The sequence below is a fragment of the Ruminococcus sp. genome (assembly GCF_019417665.1).
Lineage (GTDB): Bacteria > Bacillota > Clostridia > Oscillospirales > Ruminococcaceae > Ruminococcus_C.
Window position 1 is genome coordinate 26,351 of record NZ_DXUU01000007.1, and the last position, 24,569, is coordinate 50,919.

At 47.7% G+C, this 24,569-nt stretch carries 24 protein-coding genes and 1 pseudogene; 10 read left to right on the forward strand and 15 right to left on the reverse strand.

The genetic code is table 11. The features are described from left to right. The 4 genes from QZ375_RS03280 to QZ375_RS03295 all read right to left on the reverse strand — a co-directional run bounded on the left by QZ375_RS03280 (nucleotide 1) and on the right by QZ375_RS03295 (nucleotide 3,536). Entirely contained in the window at nucleotides 1-600 is a 600-nt protein-coding gene (locus QZ375_RS03280; RefSeq protein ID WP_295215196.1) for an indolepyruvate oxidoreductase subunit beta, read from the reverse strand. Further along, nucleotides 600-2,339, reverse strand: coding sequence for an indolepyruvate ferredoxin oxidoreductase subunit alpha (gene iorA, locus QZ375_RS03285; RefSeq protein WP_365728208.1), 1,740 nt, complete (start codon nucleotides 2,337-2,339; stop codon nucleotides 600-602). The genes QZ375_RS03280 and iorA overlap by 1 nt, the downstream gene beginning before the upstream one ends. A gap of 219 nt (nucleotides 2,340-2,558) precedes the next feature. Then, nucleotides 2,559-3,164, reverse strand: a complete 606-nt coding sequence (locus QZ375_RS03290) for an SMI1/KNR4 family protein (RefSeq protein ID WP_295215205.1) — start codon at nucleotides 3,162-3,164, stop codon at nucleotides 2,559-2,561. Between the two features lie 138 nt (nucleotides 3,165-3,302). Beyond that, nucleotides 3,303-3,536: a YdbC family protein gene (locus QZ375_RS03295; RefSeq protein ID WP_295215208.1), complete on the reverse strand. Its 234-nt coding sequence runs from the start codon at nucleotides 3,534-3,536 to the stop codon at nucleotides 3,303-3,305. Nucleotides 3,537-3,958: 422 nt separating this feature from the next. Between QZ375_RS03295 and QZ375_RS03300 the strand changes: the two genes are divergently transcribed. The 6 genes from QZ375_RS03300 (at nucleotide 3,959) to QZ375_RS03325 (ending at nucleotide 9,909) form a co-directional block, all read left to right on the forward strand. Then, the gene (locus QZ375_RS03300; RefSeq protein ID WP_295215211.1) at nucleotides 3,959-4,738 is read left to right on the forward strand and encodes a polyphosphate polymerase domain-containing protein; all 780 of its coding nucleotides are present in this window, start codon (nucleotides 3,959-3,961) and stop codon (nucleotides 4,736-4,738) included. Next, nucleotides 4,731-5,483: a DUF4956 domain-containing protein gene (locus tag QZ375_RS03305; protein ID WP_295215214.1), complete on the forward strand. Its 753-nt coding sequence runs from the start codon at nucleotides 4,731-4,733 to the stop codon at nucleotides 5,481-5,483. The genes QZ375_RS03300 and QZ375_RS03305 overlap by 8 nt, the downstream gene beginning before the upstream one ends. Nucleotides 5,484-5,675: 192 nt before the next feature. Next, complete coding sequence (locus tag QZ375_RS03310; RefSeq protein WP_295215217.1) at nucleotides 5,676-6,338, forward strand: CopG family transcriptional regulator; 663 nt, start codon at nucleotides 5,676-5,678, stop codon at nucleotides 6,336-6,338. A gap of 65 nt (nucleotides 6,339-6,403) precedes the next feature. Further along, the gene (gene clpB, locus QZ375_RS03315; RefSeq protein ID WP_295215220.1) at nucleotides 6,404-9,004 is read left to right on the forward strand and encodes an ATP-dependent chaperone ClpB; all 2,601 of its coding nucleotides are present in this window, start codon (nucleotides 6,404-6,406) and stop codon (nucleotides 9,002-9,004) included. Between the two features lie 282 nt (nucleotides 9,005-9,286). Further along, nucleotides 9,287-9,562 (forward strand): HU family DNA-binding protein, encoded by a 276-nt coding sequence (locus tag QZ375_RS03320; RefSeq protein ID WP_295215224.1) that lies wholly within the window; start codon nucleotides 9,287-9,289, stop codon nucleotides 9,560-9,562. Between the two features lie 20 nt (nucleotides 9,563-9,582). Next, nucleotides 9,583-9,909, forward strand: a complete 327-nt coding sequence (locus QZ375_RS03325; protein ID WP_295215227.1) for a DUF6465 family protein — start codon at nucleotides 9,583-9,585, stop codon at nucleotides 9,907-9,909. A 115-nt stretch (nucleotides 9,910-10,024) separates the two neighbouring features. On the opposite strand, the gene QZ375_RS03330 is transcribed toward QZ375_RS03325, so the two are convergent. Next, the gene (locus QZ375_RS03330; RefSeq protein ID WP_295215229.1) at nucleotides 10,025-10,930 is read right to left on the reverse strand and encodes a cohesin domain-containing protein; all 906 of its coding nucleotides are present in this window, start codon (nucleotides 10,928-10,930) and stop codon (nucleotides 10,025-10,027) included. Between the two features lie 188 nt (nucleotides 10,931-11,118). Here QZ375_RS03330 and QZ375_RS03335 point away from each other — a divergent pair, with 188 nt between their 5' ends. From QZ375_RS03335 to QZ375_RS03350, 4 genes are all read left to right on the forward strand, one after another. Further along, nucleotides 11,119-11,844, forward strand: a complete 726-nt coding sequence (locus QZ375_RS03335; protein ID WP_295215232.1) for a VTT domain-containing protein — start codon at nucleotides 11,119-11,121, stop codon at nucleotides 11,842-11,844. A 15-nt stretch (nucleotides 11,845-11,859) separates the two neighbouring features. Further along, nucleotides 11,860-13,299, forward strand: a complete 1,440-nt coding sequence (locus QZ375_RS03340; protein WP_295215235.1) for an AAA family ATPase — start codon at nucleotides 11,860-11,862, stop codon at nucleotides 13,297-13,299. Nucleotides 13,300-13,624: 325 nt separating this feature from the next. Beyond that, complete coding sequence (locus tag QZ375_RS03345) at nucleotides 13,625-14,869, forward strand: ammonium transporter (RefSeq protein ID WP_295215239.1); 1,245 nt, start codon at nucleotides 13,625-13,627, stop codon at nucleotides 14,867-14,869. 20 nt (nucleotides 14,870-14,889) lie between these two features. After that, nucleotides 14,890-15,252, forward strand: coding sequence for a P-II family nitrogen regulator (locus QZ375_RS03350; RefSeq protein ID WP_295215242.1), 363 nt, complete (start codon nucleotides 14,890-14,892; stop codon nucleotides 15,250-15,252). A 154-nt stretch (nucleotides 15,253-15,406) separates the two neighbouring features. Here QZ375_RS03350 and QZ375_RS03355 read toward each other — a convergent pair whose 3' ends face one another. From QZ375_RS03355 to speD, 10 genes and pseudogenes are all read right to left on the reverse strand, one after another. Beyond that, nucleotides 15,407-15,793, reverse strand: coding sequence for a hypothetical protein (locus QZ375_RS03355; RefSeq protein ID WP_295215245.1), 387 nt, complete (start codon nucleotides 15,791-15,793; stop codon nucleotides 15,407-15,409). Between the two features lie 35 nt (nucleotides 15,794-15,828). Continuing rightward, complete coding sequence (locus QZ375_RS03360) at nucleotides 15,829-16,713, reverse strand: radical SAM protein (protein WP_295215248.1); 885 nt, start codon at nucleotides 16,711-16,713, stop codon at nucleotides 15,829-15,831. Next, nucleotides 16,710-17,858 carry a carboxynorspermidine decarboxylase gene (gene nspC, locus QZ375_RS03365; protein ID WP_295215251.1) on the reverse strand — a complete coding sequence of 383 codons (1,149 nt, stop codon included), beginning with the start codon at nucleotides 17,856-17,858 and terminating at the stop codon, nucleotides 16,710-16,712. Before nspC ends, QZ375_RS03360 begins: the two co-directional genes overlap by 4 nt. 62 nt (nucleotides 17,859-17,920) lie before the next feature. Further along, nucleotides 17,921-18,286 carry a DUF4288 domain-containing protein gene (locus QZ375_RS03370; RefSeq protein ID WP_295215254.1) on the reverse strand — a complete coding sequence of 122 codons (366 nt, stop codon included), beginning with the start codon at nucleotides 18,284-18,286 and terminating at the stop codon, nucleotides 17,921-17,923. Between the two features lie 22 nt (nucleotides 18,287-18,308). Then, nucleotides 18,309-18,632, reverse strand: coding sequence for a YkvA family protein (locus QZ375_RS03375; RefSeq protein ID WP_365728210.1), 324 nt, complete (start codon nucleotides 18,630-18,632; stop codon nucleotides 18,309-18,311). Between the two features lie 138 nt (nucleotides 18,633-18,770). Beyond that, nucleotides 18,771-19,970: pseudogene (locus QZ375_RS03380) on the reverse strand (saccharopine dehydrogenase family protein); the annotation flags it as partial. A gap of 21 nt (nucleotides 19,971-19,991) precedes the next feature. Then, the gene (locus tag QZ375_RS03385) at nucleotides 19,992-20,867 is read right to left on the reverse strand and encodes a DUF1963 domain-containing protein (RefSeq protein WP_295215257.1); all 876 of its coding nucleotides are present in this window, start codon (nucleotides 20,865-20,867) and stop codon (nucleotides 19,992-19,994) included. A gap of 15 nt (nucleotides 20,868-20,882) precedes the next feature. After that, a complete protein-coding gene (speE, locus tag QZ375_RS03390) occupies nucleotides 20,883-21,743 on the reverse strand; it encodes a polyamine aminopropyltransferase (protein ID WP_295215260.1) in 861 nt (286 codons plus the stop codon). 445 nt (nucleotides 21,744-22,188) lie between these two features. Continuing rightward, entirely contained in the window at nucleotides 22,189-23,634 is a 1,446-nt protein-coding gene (locus QZ375_RS03395) for an aminotransferase class I/II-fold pyridoxal phosphate-dependent enzyme (RefSeq protein WP_295215263.1), read from the reverse strand. A gap of 13 nt (nucleotides 23,635-23,647) precedes the next feature. Continuing rightward, nucleotides 23,648-24,460 (reverse strand): adenosylmethionine decarboxylase, encoded by an 813-nt coding sequence (speD, locus tag QZ375_RS03400; RefSeq protein ID WP_295215266.1) that lies wholly within the window; start codon nucleotides 24,458-24,460, stop codon nucleotides 23,648-23,650. Nucleotides 24,461-24,569 lie beyond the last annotated feature (109 nt).

Genomic DNA, 24,569 nt, shown 5'->3' on the forward strand with positions numbered 1-24,569 from the left:
TTACTCCTGTCCTTCCGCTGTGTGATCACCGGTGTAGTTGTAGCCGGTCAGGAATGCGGTCTGATTGATGGAAACGGTTTTGGGCGGCACAGTATCTGCAATGACATCCAGCCATTCTTCCTTGGAAAACTCCATTTTCTGTGCAGCAACGCCGAGGATAATGGTGTTGAATACACGAGGATTGCCTAGTTTCAGAGCTTCTGCGGTGGCATCTACTGCCAGTACTTTATAGGACTGTCGGAGCGTATCCAGAATACCCTCCGGATATTCCGCTGCACCGATGACAACAGGCATGGGGTCGATGCGAGTGTCGTTGACAATAATTGCGCCCTCTGGTTTTAAGAAGTGGGCATAGCGCAGGGCTTCCAGCCGTTCAAAAGCGATGAGAATATCTGCCTGTCCCTCTTCTACAATCGGTTCAGCCACAGTTTCGCCATAGCGCACAAAGGTGACAACACTGCCGCCGCGCTGTGCCATGCCATGTACCTCAGACAGCTTTACATCATAGCCGCCAGTCAGAGCAATCTTGCCCAGCACACGGCTGGTGAGGAGCGTACCCTGTCCGCCTACACCTACGATCATAATATTTTTGGACTGCATTATGCTTTGCCTCCTTTTTCCCTTGGAATCAGTTCAATGGCATCGAATTTACACCGCTTTGCGCATAGTTCGCAGCCGTTGCACATTGCCGGGTTGATCTTCGGCACGCCGTTTGCCTGCTTGATCATTGCCGGACATCCCGGCGCAAGGCACTGACCGCACTTTTTGCAGGCATCTTCGTGGACAATACACTTGCCCTTGGGAATGAATTCTTTCAAAAGAGCGCAAGGAGACTTTGTGATGATCACAGAAAGTGCATTGCGCTTTGTTTCCCGTTTCAGCAACGCCTCCAGTCCTTCAATGTCAAAAGCGTCGATCTCATAGACATGCTCAATGCCCATAGCCTGACAAAGGTGGTAGATATTGATCGCATAGGTCGGTTCGCCCTGGAGTGTTTTTCCTGTTGCCGCATGATCCTGATGCCCAGTCATACCGGTGGTGGTGTTATCCAGGATGATAACCGTTCCCGTTGCCTTGTTGTACACCATATTCATCAGGGAATTGACGCCGGTGTGCAGGAATGTAGAGTCACCAATCAGTGCTACCCAATCCTGGACATATTCTTTGCCCTTTGCCTTTTCCATGCCGTGGAGGGTGGAAATGCTGGCACCCATGCAGACGTTGAAGTCCAACACGCCCAGAGGTGCAACTGCCCCCAGAGTATAACAGCCGATATCGCCTGCGCCATGGAGTTTCAGTTTTTTCATAACGGAAAAAACGCTGCGGTGAGGACATCCTGGGCAGAGAATGGGCGGACGCTGAGGTGCTTCTGCCGGAGGTGTCAACTGTACATCCTCGTGGAGAATAGCACGGCGCAGCATGTTGGCGCTGTATTCGCCTTGTACTGTGAAGATTTCCTTACCAATAACAGGAATGCCCCAGGAACGGATCTGCTCTTCCATGACTGGTTCCAGTTCTTCTACAACATAGAGTGTCTCCACGTTTGCGGCAAATTCTTCGATCAATTTTTTCGGCAGGGGATGCACCAGACCTAGTTTCAAAACAGAGGCATCCGGCAGAGCTTCCCGGACATACTGATAGGGGATACCGCTGGTAATGACGCCGATCTTCTTGTCCCGGTATTCGATGCGGTTGATATCAAATGTGCAGGCGTCCTCTGCCATCTGCTTCATGCGCTGTTCCACGATCACGTGGCGCTTTCTGGCGTTTGCCGGCATAAGAACATTCTTCTCAATGTTGCGTACATAAGGCTTGTCCGGTACTTCTTCCCGTGCCTCCGGGTGTACAATTCCCTGAGAGTGGGAGAGCCGTGTGGTGGTGCGGACGATTACAGGAGTATCATACTGTTCACTATATGTAAAAGCAAGCTTTGTGAAAATACGGGCTTCTTCGCTGTCTGACGGCTCTAGCACCGGAACCATAGCGGCACGTGCTACCATCCGGGTGTCCTGTTCGTTCTGGGAGCTGTAAATGCCCGGGTCGTCTGCGGCAACCAGTACCAGACCGCCGTTGACGCCAGCATAGGCGGTGGAGTACAGGGGATCGGATGCTACGTTGACACCCACAAGCTTCATAGAAGCCATGGCACGGACGCCAGCAATGGATGCACCAATGGCGACTTCCATGGCAACTTTTTCATTAGGAGACCATTCGGCATAGATCTCGGGATATTTTGCAATACATTCGCTGATTTCTGTGCTGGGCGTACCCGGATAAGCAGCGGAAACTTTTACGCCGGCTTCGTAGGCACCCTGCGCAATGGCAGCGTTCCCCAGCATAATTCTGGAATTGTTCAACAGATTCCCTTCTTTCGATGGATTTGGTCTGTCAGGATACTGACAGTGAAAAGGAGACACCGCTTCAAACAGTGCCTCCTTATTATTGTAATACATTTTTCGATAAATCACAAGACATTTTGCAACTTTTGTACATTCTGTATAGATGTAAGACAAATTCTTGTGCAGTTTCACGGTGCAAGCATTTTGCGAAAGGTGATTTTATGAGATCTTATCATTGAAGACTCCATTCAAATATTGATAAAAATTATCTGCAACGGGATGCATCAGCGCAGTGAGCTGTTCTCGTGGAATTAGTATGTCTGTCTCTTCTGCATCATACTGTAAATCAAAAAATAGTTCGTGGTCAATTTCAACTATTGGACACGTTTCCTCATCCGGCATGTTGGAAAGATCGATGCATCGGATAAAAATACTTTCGCTGTCCCACGCAAATGAAAGATATCCATTCTGTGCTAGTTGATGCGTATAATTGGTTTTCATTGACCAGAATAGATTCCTGATGTCATTATATCCTATAGGATCACCGAATCTATGATGGTATACTGAAAGAAAAGCTTTGATACATTCCGGTAGCTTCAAGTGATATGTTTCTTCAAACTGCTTCAGATCATTCTCAGAGACAGTGGAGGGGATCAGTTTCCATATGCTGTATTCCTCACCCCACTTCGATTTCTCATCTGATTGCATCTCCGGTGCAATTTTCACACCTGTGATGAGAATGGAATCTTTTCCTTGGTTTTTTCTCTTTTTATAATAACGTTCAAAGAAATCTTTTATGAACGCTCTGTTTTCCTCTCTGGTCATTTCAGTACTCCTTGTAATTGCGCTTGTAGGGACGAACATCGCTCTCCTGCAGGTTCACCATTCGTGAACAACACGGGAAAATGATATCCGTCCCTACAATAATGTACCAGCTAGCAAGATTACATCCGAAAAGATTTTTTATTCAAAAGAATCCAGATTCAGTCCGGCGAGCAGATCTTTCAGGGATGCTACTTCATCTGCGGTGAGCGTCACACCCTTGCCCATTTTGCTGTGATCCGGTGCCCAGTCACGAAGGTCATATTTCGGTTCCCGGTCGTTCCAGCTGACCAGGTTCAGTTCCTTGTTCCAGCCACGTGCGTTTTCGCCGATGATGCCGATGTGCTCGACGATCTCATACTTCAATTCTGCCATGTTGATTGCTCCTCTTTTATTGATAAAGTCTGGCGCAGGCGGTCTGCGCTTTTTTTATTATATAGGATAACGCAGGAAAAAGCAACGGGGAAAAATGGCGTTTTTTCCAGAATCGGTGAATTCACCAAAAACATTAAGATTATTTCAAGCATTCTGTTCTATAATGACTATACCATCGAAAATACGGTTCGATTGATTCGCATGATAACCTAAGAGCTTGTTCAGCATCTTTTCGCACGCATCTTGCTTGCATCTTTTCTGGGAAATTTTGCGAAAATACTCGGAAATCCACAAAGGATTTCCTCCGTTTTTCACTTCATCTCCCAAAAAATCTGACTGCGCAATTTGCGTACGCCCAGATACTGAACAAACTCTAAAGAAAGGAGGAACCTGTACCGGCATGACCGGATACAGGGCGGGCTATGGCAGCAATTCAGACATTTGCACGGAAAGAGATCAAGTTTCTTCTGACCAATCAGCAGTATCGAGATATCCTGCCTCTTCTGACGGAGTACATGAATCCGGACAAATTCTGCGTGGATGGCAGGGAATATGGCATCTATAATATTTATTATGATACGCCAGACGATTTTTTGATCCGGGAATCCCTTGCAAAGCCTTACTATAAAGAGAAGATCCGGCTCCGGAGCTATCTCTCTCCAGCAAATCCCGATGATATTGTTTTTCTGGAGATTAAGAAAAAAATCGGAGGAATTGTCAATAAGCGGCGTGTGACTATGACACTGGCACAGGCTGAAGCATACATGGAAAAGAATATCTACCTGGACTTTGGCGGAAATTACATTCAGGAACAGGTGATGGATGAGATCGATGTATTTCGCCGGCGGTATGATGTTCATCCGAAACAGTACATCAGCTATCAGCGTGCAGCTTATTTTGGAAAGAACGACCCGGATTTCCGATTGACCTTTGACCGGGCACTGACCGGACGGCGCAGTGATGTGACCCTGACTCAGAAAAGCTATGGGGACTTGTTGATTCCGGAAGATTCCCGGCTCATGGAGGTCAAAATTGCCGATTCTATGCCTATATGGCTGGCGGAGGAACTGGCGAAATTGCAAGTCTATAAGACTAGTTTTTCCAAGTACGGCCATGCCTATGAAATGTATATCAAACATCAGCTGGAGTGGACTCGTCCTCAGCTGCAAGTAGAAAAAAGGAGAAATTACGACTATGCTTAATTCAATTTCCAACATGTTTGCCGCCGCAAATGCGGATCTTTCCTCTTTGATGTCTACCGTGAGCAGTGCAACGGGTCAAGCCGTTTCTGTGAAAGACATGCTGTTTGCGCTATTGCTGGGCGTTGTCATGGGCTTCTTGATCAGCCTGGTGTACATCATCACTCATCGCAAATCTGGTTATACCCAAAGCTATGTGTTGACCCTGCTCATGCTGCCGCCGATTGTGGCAATTGTTCTGGTCATGATCAATTCTATGGCAAGTGCCCTGAGTCTTGCAGGTGTGTTCACCCTTTGCCGTTATCGAACCGTCCCCGGTGACCCGAAGGATATCACCTATGTTTTCTTTGCTATGGCGACCGGCGTTATTTGTGGCATTAATAGCGGCAGCCATGTTTGGTTTGTTTTCGTATTCTTTGCCATTGTGGCAGCGGTGCTCATTCTTGTGGAATTCCTGCACTATGGTGTCTGCAAGACCAGCAGCATGACTCTGAAGATCACCATTCCGGAAAACCTCAATTATGTGGGACTTTTTGACGAACTGCTGGACAAAAATACTACTAGCTGGCATCTGAAGCGTGTGAAAACCACCAATTTCGGATCTCTATTTGAACTGGTCTACAGCCTGGAATTGAAAAACGATGTGGATCAGAAACAGTTCATTGACGATCTGAGAAAGCTGAACGGTAACCTGACTGTAATTCTTTCCCTCTATCGCTTTGAAGATCAGATCTATGAACAGAAGTGATTCTTCTTGTTTGATAAAGCAAGTAAATTTGTATTATTCTCTGTGTATAGTTGAAATTTTTCGAAAAAACCGTAGGGTTATCCTGCGGTTTTCTTTTATAATCAAAAATATGCAAACTGAGTTATATAATTAGCTTGACAAATTATGAAAACGTGGTATAATAAAAATAACGATAGACACGGAGGTGAGTGGATGAAACGAAGCACATACAGCCTGATCCTTATGGACGATGTGGTTACGGCAATTGACCGGCTGGCGGCACAGCAGGGGACGAGTCGTTCTAATCTCATCAATCAGATCTTGGCGGAGCATGTGAGCTGTACCACGCCGGAACAGCAGATGCGGCAGGTGTTTTCCTATATGATGCAGCAGATGGATTCTGCGTTTCGCATACAGGAACAAGGATCTGACGCCATGCTTTCTGTTTTCGGGTCGGTGCAGTACAAGTATCGCCCCACCATTCGCTACAGTGTAGAGCTGCTGCGGGATCTGCGCCGTGAGGAGATCGGACAGCTGAAAATTTCCTGCCGCACCCAAAGCCGGACGCTGTTGGATGCCATGCAGTCCTTCTTTCAATTCTGGGTGCAGCTGGAACAAGTATATGACCCAAAAGGTGCATGTGCCCAAGGATTGTATGAGATTGCACCAGGCCGTATGACACGAGTGCTGCTGCGTCATGGAATTCAGGAAGATGATGCCCTGGGAACGGCTGTGGGAGAGTATATCCGTATGTTCCACGCTGTGCTGCAATCCTATTTTACCGGATTACAGCAGGAACTGCCGGGAACTGTTTTACAGCATACGCTGGAGCAGCAGTATTTGGCGATCCGCCGGAAACAGGCATATCAATTGTAGTAAAGGCAACACTACACCAAGGAATAGGCAATAAATCGTCTGAAATTGTATAGGAGGTATGGGCTATGAATGCACAAAAACTGACGCAAAAATCCATAGAAGCGATTCAGGCAGCCAATGGATTGGCAGTGGAAAATCAGAATCAACAGATTGAACAAGTGCATCTGATGCTTGCGCTGTTGGAACAGGACGGTGGTCTGATTCCCCAGCTGTTCGAAAAAATGGGCGTATCTGTGGATAATGTTCAGATACAGTTGAAAAATGCCATTGACGCTCTGCCGGCTGTGACAGGCAGTGGACGTAAGGCAGACGAAGTTTATGTTTCCCAGGATGTAGACCGTGCGCTTCGGGAGGCAGAAAAAGAAGCCAGTCGCATGAAGGATGAGTACATTTCCGTAGAGCATCTGATGCTGGGTTTATTTGATGCTATGGGAAAGGCACTGACCAATGTGTTGAAACCTTTCTCTGTGACAAAGGATGCATTCCTTGCCGCATTGATGAAAGTACGCGGAAACCAGCGTGTGATGGATCAGAACCCGGAGGAAACTTATGATGTGCTGACAAAGTACGGACAGGATTTGGTGGAGCGCGCTCGTGAGGGAAAGCTGGATCCTGTCATTGGACGAGACAACGAGATTCGGAATGTGATCCGGATTCTTTCCAGAAAGACGAAAAACAATCCTGTGCTCATTGGTGAGCCTGGTGTTGGTAAAACGGCAATTGCCGAAGGACTGGCGCTGCGGATCGTTCGGGGCGATGTGCCGGATAATTTGAAAGATCGGAAGATATTCTCCCTGGATCTGGGTGCACTGATTGCCGGTGCGAAATATCGGGGCGAATTTGAGGAACGTCTTAAGGCTGTCTTGAACGAAGTAAAAAAGAGTGAAGGCGGCATTATCCTGTTTATTGATGAACTGCATACCATTGTAGGCGCTGGAAAGTCGGACGGTGCCATGGATGCTGGCAATCTGCTGAAACCGATGTTGGCACGTGGTGAGCTGCACTGTATCGGTGCTACGACCCTGAATGAATACCGCCAGTATATTGAAAAGGATGCCGCATTGGAACGCCGGTTCCAACCGGTGCAGGTAGATGAACCGACTGTGGAGGATACGATCTCCATTCTGCGTGGTTTGAAAGAACGCTATGAGGTATTCCACGGTGTCAAGATCCAGGATCAGGCACTGATTGCAGCGGCGACTCTGTCTGACCGGTATATCACAGACCGTTTCCTGCCGGATAAGGCCATTGACCTGGTGGACGAAGCATGTGCTATGATCCGGACGGAGATGGATTCCATGCCCACAGAGCTGGATGAGATTCGCCGAAAGATCATGCAGCATGAAATTGAGGAAGCCGCATTGAAAAAAGAGGATGATAAGCTGTCAAAGGCGCATTTGCAGGAAGTACAGCGAGAATTGTCCGAAATGCGGGATCAGTTCCACGAAATGAAAGCAAAGTGGGAGAATGAAAAGGACGCTATTTCCAAAGTGCAGAAGCTGCGTGAGGAATTGGAGCAGATCAATGCTGAGATCGAACGTGCTGAGCGTGACTATGATCTGAACAAGGCAGCCGAGTTGAAATACGGCAGGTTGCCAGTACTGCAAAAGCAGTTGGAAGAGGAAGAAGCTTTGGCAGAACAGCAGAAAGAAAATAAGAACTCTCTGCTGCGTGATAAAGTTACGGAAGAGGAAATCGCCCGGATCGTCGGTCGCTGGACAGGTATTCCGGTTTCAAAACTCATGGAAGGCGAACGAGAGAAGCTGCTGCACATGGAAGATGTGCTTCACCGCCGTGTTATCGGACAGGACGAGGCTGTGGAAAAAGTCAGCGAAGCTATTCTGCGTTCCCGCGCCGGCATCCAGGATCCGAATCGTCCTCTGGGATCGTTCCTGTTTCTCGGTCCTACAGGTGTGGGCAAAACCGAGTTGGCGAAAGCACTTGCCGAAGCCTTGTTCGATGATGAAAATAACATTGTCCGCATTGACATGAGCGAATATATGGAGAAATTCAGTGTGAGCCGTCTCATTGGAGCGCCTCCGGGATATGTGGGTTATGAGGAAGGCGGTCAGCTGACTGAGGCTGTTCGCCGGAAGCCTTATTCCGTGGTACTACTGGATGAAGTAGAGAAGGCACATCCGGATGTCTTCAATATTCTGCTGCAAGTCCTGGATGATGGACGAATCACCGATTCGCAGGGGAGGACAGTGGATTTTAAGAATACCATTATTATCCTGACCTCTAACCTGGGGTCGCTCAACATTTTGGAAGGAATCAATGCAGACGGCAATATCTCCGAACAGGCGAGAGCGGAAGTGGATGCACTGCTGAAGCAGCAGTTCCGTCCGGAATTCCTGAATCGTCTGGACGAGATCGTATTCTACAAGCCTTTGAACCGGACAGAGATCTTCCGCATTGTAGATCTGCTGTTGGGTAAACTGCACAAACGTTTGGAAGAGAAACAACTGGAGTTATCTGTCTCTGATGCAGCAAAGGATTTTATCGTGGCACAGGGCTATGATATCAACTACGGTGCACGTCCTCTGAAACGGTTGATCCAGTCCAAGTTGGAGACGCTGGTCGCCAGAAAGATCATTGCGGATGATCCGGCACCGGGAACAGAGATTCAGATTGACTATGACGGAACAAAACTGACCTGTCAGTAAATGGAACGAGTAAACAATAGACGAACGGGCGGTGCTGCACGAAAAATGTGCGGTGCCGCCGTTTTATTTCTGCTTGTGATCTGAAATGCTCCTGAATACGGCGAATGGACTGTGAATACACGTATTGCATTTTTTAAAGTATTTTTTATGTGTTTTTTCATAAAAAACACACCCAAAACTGGCGAAAATCCGTGCAAATGTCATTTTTCCGAGAAGTTCTTGACAAATGAAAAAGAATAGTATATAATTCGTAGTAGATTAAACTTTGAAGGAGTATGAAATATGACAAAAACTGATCTGATCGAAAAATTGCACGAGGAGAATTACTGCACAAAGAAAGATGCAGAAGCACTTGTCAATGCAGTTTTTGATGCAATTCGTGAAGCACTGGTTTCCGGTGATAAGGTAACCATTTCTAAGTTTGGCACATTTGAAGTACGGGAACGCAGCGCAAAGGAATGTAAAAATCCTCGTACCGGTGAGACGGTTCAGGTCGCAGCTTCCAAGGCACCGGTATTTAAGGCAAGTAAGAACCTGAAAGAATCTGTCAACGCATAAGAATGCAGGAGGAATGAACTATGCCGAGAACAACCAAGAAAACAGAAGACGCCAAGACGCCGGCTGTTGCAGAAAAGAAAACTGCTGCTGCAAAAAAGACAGCAGCAAAGGCTGAAACAACTGCCGCACCGAAGACAACACGAACACGCAAAACGGTCAGCATAAGCCTGCAGTACGGCGGTGCCGAGTGGAACACTGATGTTTTGACGGAACGTGCCATTGTGGCATGGGCTGCGGAACACAGCCAGAAGAAAACAGCGGCAAAAGATATCCAGTTGTATGTAAAGCCGGAGGAGAGTATGGTGTACTATGTGATCAATGGAGATTCCGGTTCGTTTACGCTCTAAAAAACATAAGGGTCAAAAAATATCCGCACAGTCAGGTGGGCTGTGCGGATATTTTTGCTTTAAAAAGAAAAACACACGGAATGTTTTCCGTGTGCCTTAGTTTTACGAAAAAAAGTTATTCAGAAATTGCCATTTCGATGGAGTCACTGCAATCCTCGCCGACTACTGCATCTACGACTTCCAGTGCATTTGCATCATACTTGAAGCGGAAGATCAGTGCAACGATACCAGGATTGTCCGACATATCAAAGCGAACTGTGACTTCATCGCCTTGGTTGCCCTTTGCTGTGCCGGAAGTGATAGTAAATTTACCGCTTTCTGGAGTACCAGCTTCTTTCTGCGAAGCACTTCCTACGGCGATGTCACCCTCAACGAAAGCGACACTTACACTTTCTGCATCCCAGTTTGCAAAGTCGTTTGCACCAGCTGTGATAGCATAGTTGCCATCTGGAGCGTCTTCTTTGATCTTAAAGGTAACATCCAGGAAATCGCCGTTGCAGACAACGTCACCGCCGGAGGACATGTCCAGCCAGTATGCCTGGAAAGTCTTATAATTAGCGGTATACGTATCCCCGTTTCCAGAAGTATTATTGCTTCCAGAGCTATTGTTGCCGCCGACAGTAGAACTCTCATTGGAATTTCCGTTGGGACTGCTGCTGTTTTCACCGCTGACAACTTCTGTCACAGTGTTGCCGTTTTCGTCGACAACCGGCTGACCAGCATCATCAGTGACAACAACATAAGTATCCCCATCAGAATTGTTTCCGCTTTGGTTATTGACCCCCTGGTTTACAGGGACATCTGCGTTCCCGGAGGATTCGCCGTCCTCTTCAATGGCATAATTAAAGATCATTTCCTGCTTCTGCATCTTTTCCAGATCTTCTGAAGCCATCGTGCCAACGCTGTTTTCTTCAACGCTATTGCTATTCGAATCTTCATTTTTCTTGCCGCATGCACCGCACGTTACCCCAATCGCACAAACCAGCAGGCAGGCAATCCATCTTGCTCGAGTTGATTTCATAGAACAAGTTCCTTTCTAAATTAGTTGATACGTCTTATTATACACGCTTCAGGGGGAAATGTCAAGTGCTTTTGTAAAAATGTCATAAACAGGCACAAATAGGGGTTGCAATTTTCGTAAAATCGGGGTATACTGTTATTGAAAGCAATGATATGACACACTGAAAAAAATTACGGGAGCGATTCTGTATGAAGAAGAACACAAAACGAACGGTTTCCTGGCGGACGATCCTTATGCTGCTGGCTATAGCGGCTGTCTGTATTGCAGCTTGTGTTGCAATGCTGCCTCTGATAAGACTGCTTTCCAGCGATGAGGGACAAGCTGTTATTATTGAAAAGATGCAGGATTTTGGCATTTTTGCACCATTGCTATTTGTTTTGCTCCAGGTGGTTCAGGTGGTGATTGCTGTCATTCCCGGTGGCCCGGTGCCCATGATCGGCGGTGTACTCTTCGGGGAATGGGGTGCTCTGGCACTGTCTCTGGCAGGTTTTTTTCTGGGGACGGTGCTGGTGTATTATCTGGTGCAGTGGATCGGTAAACCTTTGGTTGACCGATTCGTGTCGGAAAAGCATTTCCAGAAATTTGATTTTCTTCTGGAGGGAAAGCGTACAGAGCTTCTGATTTTTTTGGTATTCCTTCTGCCTGGACTGCCGAAGGATGTGCTCACTTATCTTGTTTCATTTAATTCCAGAATCAAGCCCATGCATCTGTTTCTGCTGACCACGTTGGGCAGAACGCCTGCCACGATCCTGACTGTTTTTCTGGGCGGCAGCCTTTGGGACGGCAATTATATTCTGACTATCGTTCTGACCGGCGTTATTCTGCTCCTGGCATTTGCTGGCTGGATGATCAAGAAACATGTGGATAAGCGCGCAGAACGGAAAACGAAAAAATCAGAAACGCAAACCCATTGAGAAAGGAACCGCATTATGCAGCACAACAATTTGCAAGCCTCTCTGGCGTATCTTGATACGCTGTATCATACATACGCATCTCAAGGGATCCAGGTGACCGGCAGCCAAATGTCCCTTTTCGAATATGCCGGATTTGCCAACCTGAAATACCTGTTGTTTCTGGCAAATCAGGATCGGGTGATCACGGATGCCGAGACAGAATACATCAATACTTGTTTGCACCAGTCCATGACAACACCTATGCTGGAGCGCTTTTTGCAGCAAAATGCCATTTCCTTTTCCGGCACAGTGGATTCTCTTTTGGTGCTTTTGTCTGCCCTGATCCGTGCAGATCTGAACGGGAACGGCACAGACGGCAGCGTATCTCTTCTTTGGCTGCAAACGCTGGAACAGCTTGGCAATCAGTTTTCCATTAAAACTGCTGGCAGCGTGGATCCGCAGCAGCAGATCGTCCAGCGTTCTATTTTACAGCAACTGACGAATTACCGTACAGCGGCAATGGCAAAGTGCAAGCGCAGTGATCGGGAACGTCCTGCCACTGTTCCGAAAGAATTCGGGCAGGATCTGCCGCCGGTGCCTCTTTCTAAAGAGCCGGTAGTAACAGAAGTGGCAGTTACTGATGCGCCTACAGAAACCCTGGAAGAACTGCTGGAACAGCTTCATGCTCTGATCGGTTTGCAAAGCGTCAAGGAAGAGTTGGATAGTCTGATCAATCTGCTGAAAATCCGTAGTCTTCGTCAGCAGCGTGGTTTGCCTTTGCCTCAGACATCTTTGCACATGGTCTTTTCCGGTAATCCCGGCACGGGCAAAACGACTGTGGCACGGCTTCTTGCAAAGATCTATGCACGGCTGGGCATTCTGAAAAAAGGGCATCTGGTGGAAGCTGACCGTGCTACACTTGTCAGCGGCTATGTGGGACAGACTGCCATCAAGACCAAAAAAGTGATTGATCAGGCCATGGGCGGCGTGCTTTTTATTGATGAAGCCTATACTCTCACCAGTTCCTCTGGTGGAAATGACTTTGGCACAGAGGCAGTGAATACGCTGCTCAAAGAAATGGAAGATCACCGGGACGATCTGATTGTCATTGTTGCCGGCTATCCCGATGAAATGGAACAATTCCTGGATGTGAATCCGGGTCTGCGTTCCCGGTTTCGCCAGGTTATTGTCTTTGCAGACTATACGCCGGAGGAACTCATGGAGATATTTTCGGATATCTGTGACAGCTACTGCCTAAAAATGACTCCGGAGACCTATGCCTATGTGCAGGAATATTTCCGGAAACGCAGTGCAGATGCCGGAAAGAATTTTGCCAATGCCCGTGATGTCCGCAATTTCTTCGAATTTGCACTTACCAATCAGGCAGATCGTCTGGCGCAGATCCAGGGGACGATATCAGATGAGACCCTGCTGACGCTTATGCCGGAGGATGTGGAGAGTATCGCTTTGATATAAAGGGCAACATCCAGGTATTTTCGCTTGATTTCATCCCTGGGAATGACAATTTCGTTTTTGTTCACAGATGATATATTTATATTTCATAAATTTCTTGTATACTAATAGCATGAGGAAGAATCCGGCAAAGAAGGATTTATTTCGAATACGGACAATGGCGTCCCGTACAGCACAATCGCTGCACGAGGCGCTTTTTTGTGCCCTCCAGTGATTGTTTCGAATGGCGGAAACAAAGGCGTTGCTGCTTGGACTTCTGCATTGTAGCGGTGATTCCTTGGCGTGGAAACATTTTAAGATATCATTTGGTTTGGAGGACAAAATTATTATGGATTCTGGAAATATTGCATTTGTGATGATATGTGCAGCCATGGTGTTCTTTATGACACCGGGTCTGTCCTGCTTTTACGGCGGTCTGGTGCGCCGGAAAAACGCCGTGAACACGATGTTTGCTTCAGTCTTTACCATTGGTACCGGAATTGTCATGTGGGTACTGTTCGGCTATTCGCTTTCGTTCGGAACAGATCATTTTGGCGTTATCGGCGATTTCAGCTGGTTTGGTCTGGAGGGCGTATCTCTGACAGAGCCTTATGTGGAAGGGCAGCAGATCCCCAATATGGTATTCTGCCTGTTTCAGATGATGTTCGCTGTCATTACACCGGCACTGATCACTGGCTCTGTTGCTGGAAGAATGCGGTTTAAGTCTTTGTTTGTATTTCTGGTTCTGTGGAGTCTGGTGGTCTATTATCCCATGGCGCACATGGTCTGGGCAGACGGTGGATTCCTGGCGGAGATCGGTTCGATAGACTTTGCCGGCGGTAACGTAGTGCATATCAGCTCCGGTGTGACGGCTTTGGTACTCTGCATTCTGCTGGGCAAGCGGTATGATTATTCCCGTGCCAACTATAAGATCCACAGCATTCCCATGGTTGCACTTGGCGCATTTATCCTGCTGTTCGGCTGGTTTGGTTTTAATGCAGGTTCTGCTCTGGCAGCAGATGGTCTGGCAGCACATGCCTTTGTCACAACGGCAGTCTCCTCGGCAGCTGCCATGCTCTCCTGGATGCTGTGTGATGTTCTGGTAAACAAGAAGGCAACTTTTGTAGGCGCCTGCACAGGCATGGTTGCCGGTCTGGTAGGCATTACGCCGGGCGCAGGCTTTGTACCCATCTGGGCAGCCGTTCTCATTGGTCTGACCACCTCACCTATCTGCTTCTTCATGATTTCTTGGGCAAAGAAAAAGTTCGGCTATGACGATGCACTGGATGCCTTTGGCTGCCATGGCGTCGGTGGTATATGGGGCGGTATCTGCACCGGATTGTTCACAAAGGTTTCGATCAATGATATCGGTCAGGGCAACGGCTTATTCTTCGGTGATACAAAGTTGTTCTTCATGCAGTTGGCTAGTATCGGTATTACCATTGTAGTAGCAGTTGTGGGTACGCTGATTTGCTATGGCATTACCCGGTTGCTCACCGGTCAGATTCGTGTCAGCGAACGGGATGAGCGTATCGGTCTGGATCGCTCGCAGCATGGCGAATCGGCATATCCGTCGTTTAACGGCTTAGACTAATTATAGGAGGAGAGACAGAGATGATTATTAAAGTGGAAGCAATTATCCGGGAAGAAAAGCTGGAGGATGTGCTGGATGCACTGGCAGCACTGGATGTGCACGGTGTGACCTGCTATCAGGTCATGGGCTGCGGTACCCAGCGTGGTCTGAAAGAATATGCCTATGTGCGTGGCCATCAGCAGGTGGAGATCCAGATGCTCCCGAAGATCAAGCTGGAGGTGCTTGTTTCCTCGGAGGAGTGGGAGCAGAAAACCATTGACACCATTCAGAAGGCAGCATATACCGGCAATATTGGCGATGGAAAGATCTTTAGTTACGATGTCCGGGAAGCGATGCGCATTCGTACTAAGGAGACTGGCTATGATGCCATTCAGCCGGAGTAAACGGTTTCATTAAGATAAGAAAAAAGGCGGCGTTCCGTGGGGGAATGCTGCCTTTTTCATGTATATGGGTGTTATGTGTTTGCAAAGCTTATGTCATTGGGCGGATTCATGGATTGTAAAATCAGAATTCACCTTTTCGGCAAACTGGAAATCGTTAAACTCCTAAAATATAAAATCCATTATAATTTTTAGCATCTTCCAACCATTTCAGTAAAACAAGGTAATCTTCTGGCTTTTTATTTTTTATTTTAGAAATTATCATATCAACTAATTCGGGCTTATAGTAATTTATACCATAAATATCTACAGTACCATTTTGCATATTGCTATATATTCCACAATCAAAAATGTTCCCATATATCATACTGAAATCTTCATATTCGTTTATATATAATGAATCGAGTTCCCAATTTTTAATATTATCAACTGTTACAATTGATTCTATTTTAGAATTCAAAGGCATCTTACAGAACTGCAATTCTACATAACTCGAATCACCATATTCACGTCTTTTCTCTTGAGAATCGAAGCTTAAAAACATATTTTTTCCTCACAAATTCCGATTTATCTGACCTTTCACTCCACCTCAAAAGCCGGAATATACCCCGCAGCCGCTGCCGACCGTTCCTGTCCATAGCCATTAAGCCCCAATTCCACCGCATGTTCCCGGACGGATTCATATTCAAAAGTTGCCGCCCGGCGGTTCAGATGCTTGTCCGGCAGCGGCATATCCGGCGGCGTATATTGCCCCATGAGACTGAGCAGAAACTGTTCCTTCGGTAGTGCCTCCGCCAGCCAGTCCAGCAGCGCCATGGATTCTTTCCGGTGTCCAGGCAGCACCAGATGCCGGACGATCAATCCACGCTCTAGCAGTGTCCCATTCCATTGCAGTGCGCCCACCTGTTGGAACATGGTCATGATCGCCTTGGATGCTGTCTCAAAATAATCCGGACAGTTGGCATATGCCTTTGCTGTCTCCGGACTGTAAAATTTCAGGTCAGGCAGGTAGATATCCACCAGTCCGTCCAGCATTGCCAAAATCTCCGGGGATTCGTAGCCGCCGCAGTTCCATACCACGGGAATTTTCAGCTGTGGTTTTGCCAGTTCCAGCGCCTGTACGATCCACGGCGTATAGTGACTGCCGGTGACAAGATTGATATTGCACGCCTGTTCCGCCTGAAGCCGCAGAAACGTATCCGCTAGCTGTTCCACGGTCAGGACTTTTCCCACGGCAGAACGGCTGATCTCCCGGTTCTGGCAGAAGCAGCAGCCCAGAGTGCATCCGGCGAAAAATACTGTCCCCGAACCAGTCTCTCCGGAAATACACGGTTCTTCCCAGGGATGCAGTGCTGCACGTGCCACACGGATTTCCGTGCCGCAGTGACAATATCCCACAGTTTTTGTCCGGTCTGCACCGCATTGCCGGGGACAGAGGGTGCAGTGGGTCACATCGAAACTCATGACAGCCGCCTCTCAAAATCCCGATAGCCGAATCGCTTCACCAGTTCCATTGTGCCGTCCTCGTGATACAAGAGAATATCCGGCAGGGGAATGCCGTTGAAAGTGTTATTCTTCACCATGGAATAAATCGCCATGTCACAGAAAACCAGCTTGTCGCCGGGCTGCAGAGGATGGTCAAAGGAATAATCCCCGATGACGTCCCCGGCAAGGCAGGTATTTCCGGCAAGGCGGTAGGTATGTTTTTTTTCGCCGGCAGTGCCACTGCCGATAATATGCGGACGATAAGGCATTTCCAGTACATCTGGCATGTGGCATGCAGCAGAGGCATCCAGAATGGCAATGTCCATGCCGTTGTGCACAATATCCAGCACCGATGCTACAAGATATCCGGCATTCAGAGCTACAGCTTCTCCCGGTTCCAGATAGACCTGCACGCCATATTCCGACTGCACTCGGTCAATGCACCGCAGAAGACAGTCAATGTCGTAATCCTCCCGGGTGATATGATGACCGCCGCCGAAGTTTACCCATTTGCACTGTCTCAGCCATAAGTCGAACTTGGGCAGCAAATGGTTAAGTGTACGTTCCAGTACATCGGAATTCTGCTCACACATGGTGTGGAAATGAATGCCCTCCAGACCGTTCAGGTCTTCCATCTGTTCCAGAGGAACACCCATCCGAGAGCCGGGGATGCAGGGGTTATACAGGTCAGTCTCCACCTCGGCATAGCCGGGATTGATGCGGATGCCGCAGGAAATGTGTCGAGGTGCAGATCCCACCTGGGCACGGTATTTGTGCCACTGTCCGAAAGAGTTGAATACAATGTGGTCAGCAATGTCCAACAGCTGGGTGAAGTCCTCCTGGGTGTAGGCAGGGGAGAATACGTGTACCTCCTTTCCGAAGCGTTCCCGTCCCAGTTTCGCCTCAAAAAGTCCGCTTGCCGTAGTGCCTGCCAGGTCATCCCGGATCAGGGGATAGGCGGAGAACATGGAAAATGCCTTTTGTGCCAGCAGAATCTTACAGCCGGTCTGTTCCTGGATACGGCACAGCAGAGCAGTGTTCTTTTTCAGCAGGCGTGCGTCCGTGATGTAGCACGGCGTGGAGAGATCGTTGATCGAAATATCAAACAGAGATGCAAAGTTCATGGGTAACTCCTTTCTTTGTGTATGAAAGAAGCGTTCTGCGTAATGCGGAACGCTTTCTTGATTTAGATTTCGTTTTGATCGGGGAAATACCGAAGGGGCAGCATTTCCTCTCGTGTAGATGAATCGCCGAGGCATTTTTCCAATTCCTTTTCAGAAAGTCCGAAACGATTTTGAAAAATTCTGGAATACACTTCCTGCACATCATCCTCTATATTATCAGATTGAAAGCAATCCAGATAATCCACGATAGAGCAATGTACTGTGTCGCCATACATATTTTTGCGTTGGGGTTCGATCATCCGGCTGACGTAGTTCTCTGCCTTTTGATAAGCCGCATCAAAAGAGTCGGCATCAACCTGCAAAATGGATTCCTCGTAGAAAATCTGTTCCCGGATGGTGTATTTGAGAAGTAGTTTTACGTGGTACATTATTACGATCCGTTCACTGTTTTTAAATCACAACTTTGTTATTGTCCTCACGCCATTTCAGATATTCTTTTACATCTGACTCCACTAATTTCCAACACGCAGCAACTACGGCAGCATCATCAAAATAGCCAATAACCGGGATGCTGTCAGGTACAAGATCAATCGGAGATACAAAATAGAGCAAAGCACTGGTAATTGCGATGATAGTTCCCAATGGTAAATCAGTGTATTCCTTTTCGATGTAGCTTTTTAACAATGAAACCATCGCAGGAATATAAGATAACTTCTCACCTAAAACAGGAATTGATTTCAGCTTCTTTTCAAGCCTTTGTAAGAATCGTTCCATTTTTTCTCGATTCTTCAAAATTTTCTCAGCTTTTTTATATCCTTTCTCCAATTCTTCCTGCGCTTTTTTTTCATCGAAAACTTGTTCGATGTTCTCATATATTTTAGGATTTTTTTCTTGACTTTCAGGAACATTTTCATCCACCAGCACCGGATCAAAATTCTCCGTCCAGGGCAGACCCCACTTGTTCAGTGCTTCCATAAACGGATCAGGATCGAATTCCTCCACATTATACACGCCCGGCTTTTTCCACTTGCCGGTCATGACCATCATTGCCCCGATCATTGCCGGAACACCTGTGGTATAGGAGACAGCCTGAGAGCCGACTTCCTTGTAGCATTCCTGATGGTCGCAGACGTTATACACATAGTAATTCACAGGCTTACCGTCCTTGACACCCTGACAGATACAGCCGATATTGGTCTTGCCCACCGTGCGGGGACCCAGGGATGCCGGATCGGGGAGTACTGCCTTCAGGAACTGCAGAGGAACAATTTCTTTGCCCTCGTACAGGATGGGTTCAATGGAAGTCATGCCCACATTTTCCAGACACTTCAGATGCGTCAGGTAGCTCTGACCGAAGGTCATAAAGAACCGGATGCGTTTGATGCCGTGGATATTCAGCGCCAGGGACTCCAGTTCCTCGTGATGCAGCAGGTACATATCCTTTTCGCCAACCTGATCGAAGTCATACACACGCTTGATCTCCATGGGCTCTGTTTCCACCCACTGACCGTTTTCGATATAGCTGCCCTTTGCGGAAACCTCACGGATATTGATTTCCGGGTTGAAGTTGGTGGCAAAGGGATAGCCATGATCGCCGCCGTTGCAGTCCAGAATGTCAATATAGTGAATCTCATCGAAATAATGCTTCTGTGCATAAGCGCAGAATACGCCGGTTACACCCGGATCAAAGCCGCTGCCCAGCAGTGCGGTAATGCCGGCTTTTTCGAATTTTTCCCGGTATGCCCACTGCCATTTGTATTCGAACTTTGCCGTATCCTCCGGCTCATAGTTGGCAGTGTCCACATAGTCCGTCTTTGTGGCAAGGCAGGCATCCATAATGGTCAGATCCTGATAGGGAAGTGCCACGTTAATGACGATATCCGGCTTTTCCTGTTCGATCAGAGCGATAAGCTGGTTCACGTCGTTGGCATCCACCTGTGCCGTAGTGATCTTTGTGGAAGTCTTATCCTGCAATTCTTCCTTGAACTTATCGCACTTGGATTTGGTACGGCTGGCAATGCAGATCTCCGTGAATACCTCGCTGTTCTGACAGCACTTGTGAATGACTACTCCGGCAACGCCGCCGGCTCCGATAATCAATGCTTTTCCCATGATTATACCTCCAAATTATATTTAACAACAATCCCAGTTATAAATCACATCGCTGAAATCACAGCGTCTGAGATTTTCCCGATTGATAAAGAAATTGCAGATGCCGGCATCGCCCCATAAGATCTTGTCCTCGCCGTCTCCGAATTCGCTGTCCAGCTGGAACAGCAGCACTTCATGGCTGTCGTCCTCACTGCGGGGATCCCACTGAGTGAATCCAGGATAACCGCCGATCTTGTGACCGAAACCGTTTTTGTCCTCATCTTCAAAATCTGTCGGATCGTCCAGCAAGTCTTCTGCTTCGTCTGGGTAATATTTTTGTACCAGTTTTGTGATACGACTGTCGAAATGGCAATCGCAGACAGAAATTGTATCTGTTTCCGCAGAAAATGCTAGTCCATAACAGTCAAACACCGGAAAATAACAATCGTCGTCCGAAGTATCACTGTGCATTTTCCCACGCACCTTGTCCTCGGTGACAGTTCTGTCCACATCTTTGTAATAAAGCACCCGAAAGGTGTTCTGCCTGGTGTTATCTTCAAAATCCAGTCCGTAGACATCATTGTTCAAGATCCAGAATTGCAGCAGACCCTGGTGGGGAAAATCTTCCAATGTAATTTTTGTGCAGTCGATCTGTGCCAGAAGCTGCAATTCCTTGCCCTCACTGTCTTGAGGAATCTGCCCGTCATGAGGCACATAGCCAATTCCGCCCACCTTGCTGTCTAACAATCCTGGCTTGGTATCCGTCAGTTTCAGCATCATACAATGCACTGCCGTCTTTTGCAGGATTTCGTCCCGGATGTCATCGACGGTATGAAGACCGGCTTTGTGAATGGCTTCCAGTTCTTTCATTTCCTTTGCCACATCGTTTTTTTTCTTGAAAAAATCAAATAAGCCCATGGCTTTCTCCTTATGTCAGTTTCGGCCTGTCGCTTCCCGCAGTGCATCCCGGACATTATTCGGGATGGCAAAGCAGCCCTGATGCAGGATGGTGTTATAATACCGTGTTTTCAGTCCCAGACTATTCCACCAGTCCGCTTGCAAATCCTGACGTGGGTCAAACTTTTTGGATGCAAAGCCAAAGAGCCAATGCCCGGAAGGATATGTGGGGATATGCGCCTGATAGACCAGGGCGATGGGGAAGAAGTGCTTGATACGGCTGTGGGCACGCTTCATGGCGTTGGAATAGGACGTGTAAAAGGTACTCTCGTGCTGGTTGACCAGAATGCCGTCAGGGGAGAGTGCCTTGTAGCAGTTGCCGTAAAATTCCTTGGTGAACAGTCCCTCGCCTACGCCGAAGGGGTCGGTGGAATCTACGATAATGAGGTCATAGGCGTTTTCCATTTTGCGGACAAACCGCAGACCGTCCTGGTAGTAGATATGCACTCGTGGGTCGTCCAGGCTGCACGCTGTAAAGGGCAGGTATTCCTTTGCCAGATGCACCACCATTTCGTCGATTTCCACCATGTCGATGTGCTCGATAGTGGAATACCGGCAAAGTTCCCGGACGGTGCCGCCGTCTCCTGCGCCGATAACCAGTACCCGCTTGATGTCCGGGTTGGTTGCCATGGGGATGTGGGTGATCATTTCGTGGTAGATGTACTCGTCCTTTTCCGTCACCATGAGCAGTCCGTCCAGCGTCATGATACGGCCGAATTCTACGGAATCAAATACGTCGATTCGCTGGAATTCGCTTTGCACGCTTGCGAGTTGTTTGTCGATGCGGATGGACAGCCGCACGTTTTCGGTGTGATTTTCGGTGTACCAAATGTCCATGGGGATCTCCTTTCTGTTTGGGGTGGGGGAGATAAATTGGAAGTTATGCTATTTACTTCTTGTATTCATACGGTATATCAAAACACTACCCATAGCTGAAATGAAATAGAACACAAAACTTATTATATTGTTATTTACTATTTTAGGTATAAAGTTTTCAAGCGTAATCTTTATAATAAGTATTATAATAATCAACAAAGCACATTCTCCAACGATAATAAATCCTTTTTTCATAGTCAACCTCCATGACTAATTTTATCACTTTTAAAAATTTCGATTTGCCGTTTTACACACTCAACTGTTTCCAATATCTCTCCTTGATATCCTCAAACTGCTGTTCCTTCATTTACTCGATCTTTTTCTTTCGCTTGATCTGCAAAATACATCGGTATCTGCATCACAAATAAAATTGAAAGTACGCTTTCTTGTACTTTGGTTTTTGGCGTCATTTCACCACATTCAGCTTTGTAATCTCCATATCCTGCGACCCCGTCAGGGAACAGCCCTTTTCCTTGGCATATTGAATGTAATCCACAATGTCCGCCGTGATGCGCTCGCCCGGTGCCAGAATGGGTATTCCTGGAGGATAGCACATGACAAACTCACTGCAAATCTCGCCCACGCTCTGTTCCAGGGCAACTGCCTTTTTCTCTGCATAAAACGCCTGCTGGGGCGGCAGTGCCACATCCGGCGCTAAGTATTCGCTCTGGAGCATTCCCGTGGGATCGCCACCGTACAGCCGTTTAATTTCCGACAATGCAGAAATGAGCCGCTCGATCTCCAGGGCACGGTCTCCAGCAGTGACGATGGCAAGGATATTGCCGATGTCGCCGAACTCGATCTGGATGCCGTATTCGTCTCGGAGCAGGTCGTATACCTCAATGCCTGCAAGCCCAGTGTTTCTCGTGTGAATGGACAGCTTCGTCCGATCAAAGGCATAGAATGAATCGCCGTTGCAAAGCTCATCACCGTAGACATAATAGCCGCCGATGCGGTTGATCTCTTCTCTGGCATAATCCACGTACTGCACCGCTTTCCGGTACATTTCCCGTCCGTTCAGCGCCAGATTCCGCCGTGCAATATCCAGGGATACCATGAGCAGATAGGATGCACTGGTGGTCTGGGTCAGGTTAATGACCTGGCGTACATAGTCGGCATTGACGCTCTCTGCGCACAGAAGCATGGCACTCTGGGTCAAAGAACCGCCGGTCTTGTGAATGCTCACTGAAGCCATATCCGCACCTGCTGCCATGGCAGAGCAGGGGAGATTTTCCCCGAAATAGAAGTGGGTTCCGTGTGCCTCGTCAGCTAAGAGCAGCATTCCATGGTCATGCGCCAGCTTTGCAATGCGCCGGATATCCGGACAGACGCCGTAATAGGTGGGATTGTTCACCAACACTGCCTTGGCATCCGGATTTTCCAAAATCGCCTTTTCCACAGCTTTCACGGACATGCCTAAGGGAATACCCAGATCTTTGTTTTCGTCTGGATCTACATAAACCGGAACAGCGCCGTTCACAACCAAAGCATTGATGGCACTCCGGTGGACATTCCGGGGCATGATCAGTTTTTCCCCGGCTTTGCAGGCGGACATGATCATTGCCTGTGATGCACCTGTTGCGCCATTGATAATAAAAAAGGCATTTGCTGCACCGAATGCCTCTGCTGCCAGTGCCTGGGCGTTTCGGAGTACCGACACGGGATGGCATAGATTGTCCAAATTCTTCATAGAATTCACATCGATCTGCACACAGCGGTCTCCCAGAAAGTCCGCCAGTTCCCGGTTTCCTCTGCCGCCCTTATGTCCGGGAACATCAAACCGCACCACACGGTTCATGAGATGTTCTTTCAGCGCATCCATCAGGGGTGCATCCTGTTGTGTCAAATCCATACCGCAAGTCTCCTCAATAAATATTTCTCCCGCTGAAGATCTCGATCATTTCCCGACGCAGACGATTGGTAATATCCAGCCGTACCCGGGGGTCTAATTCGTAGGCGTCGGTTTTAAAGAGATAATTCTGTAGTTCTAGTTCCTTGATCAGCATCCGGGTGTGGAAAATGTTGGACTGATATACGTTGACGTCCTGTGCGTCATAGCGCAGCAGGATCTCTTCGCTGATAAAGTCCTGGATGGAAGTCATATCGTGATCCATGAAGAATTTCTTGCCGTTGATATCTCGTGTGAATCCACGGACACGATAGTCAATGGTAATAATATCTGAATCGAAGCTGCGGATGAGATAATCCAGCGTATTCAAAGGGGAAATTTCGCCGCAGGTGGATACGTCAATGTCTACTCGGAAGGTGGTGACTTCGTTGCCTGGATGGCTTTCCGGGAACGTATGCACGGTCACGTGGCTTTTGTCCAGATGAGCGTGGATATCCCGGCGTTTCAAGAATTCTGTTCCCTGATTGCAGGAGGCGTCCATGCTCTCCGGCGTAACCTCGCCTTCGGCAATGAGTACATTCACCGAAGCGCCCTGAGGTTCATAGTCCTGCTTAGAAATATTGAGTACGGTTGCACCGATCATTTCTGTCACGTCGCAGAGAATATTGGTCAGACGCTCGGAATTGTACTGCTCATCAATATAGCGGATATAGTCCCGCTTTTCCCGTTCTGACTTTGCATAGCATACATCAAAAATGTTAAAGCTCAGCGTTTTCGTGAGGTTATTAAATCCATATAAGGTCAGCTTTTTCTCCAACCCTATCATCACAGCCTTCCTGGTAAATTTGAATTGCGCAGGGCAGTTCCGCAGAGGGCGCCGTTACGCATGAAACAATTTATCATAATCAAAGATAATTGTACCATAGTTTGCAAAAAAA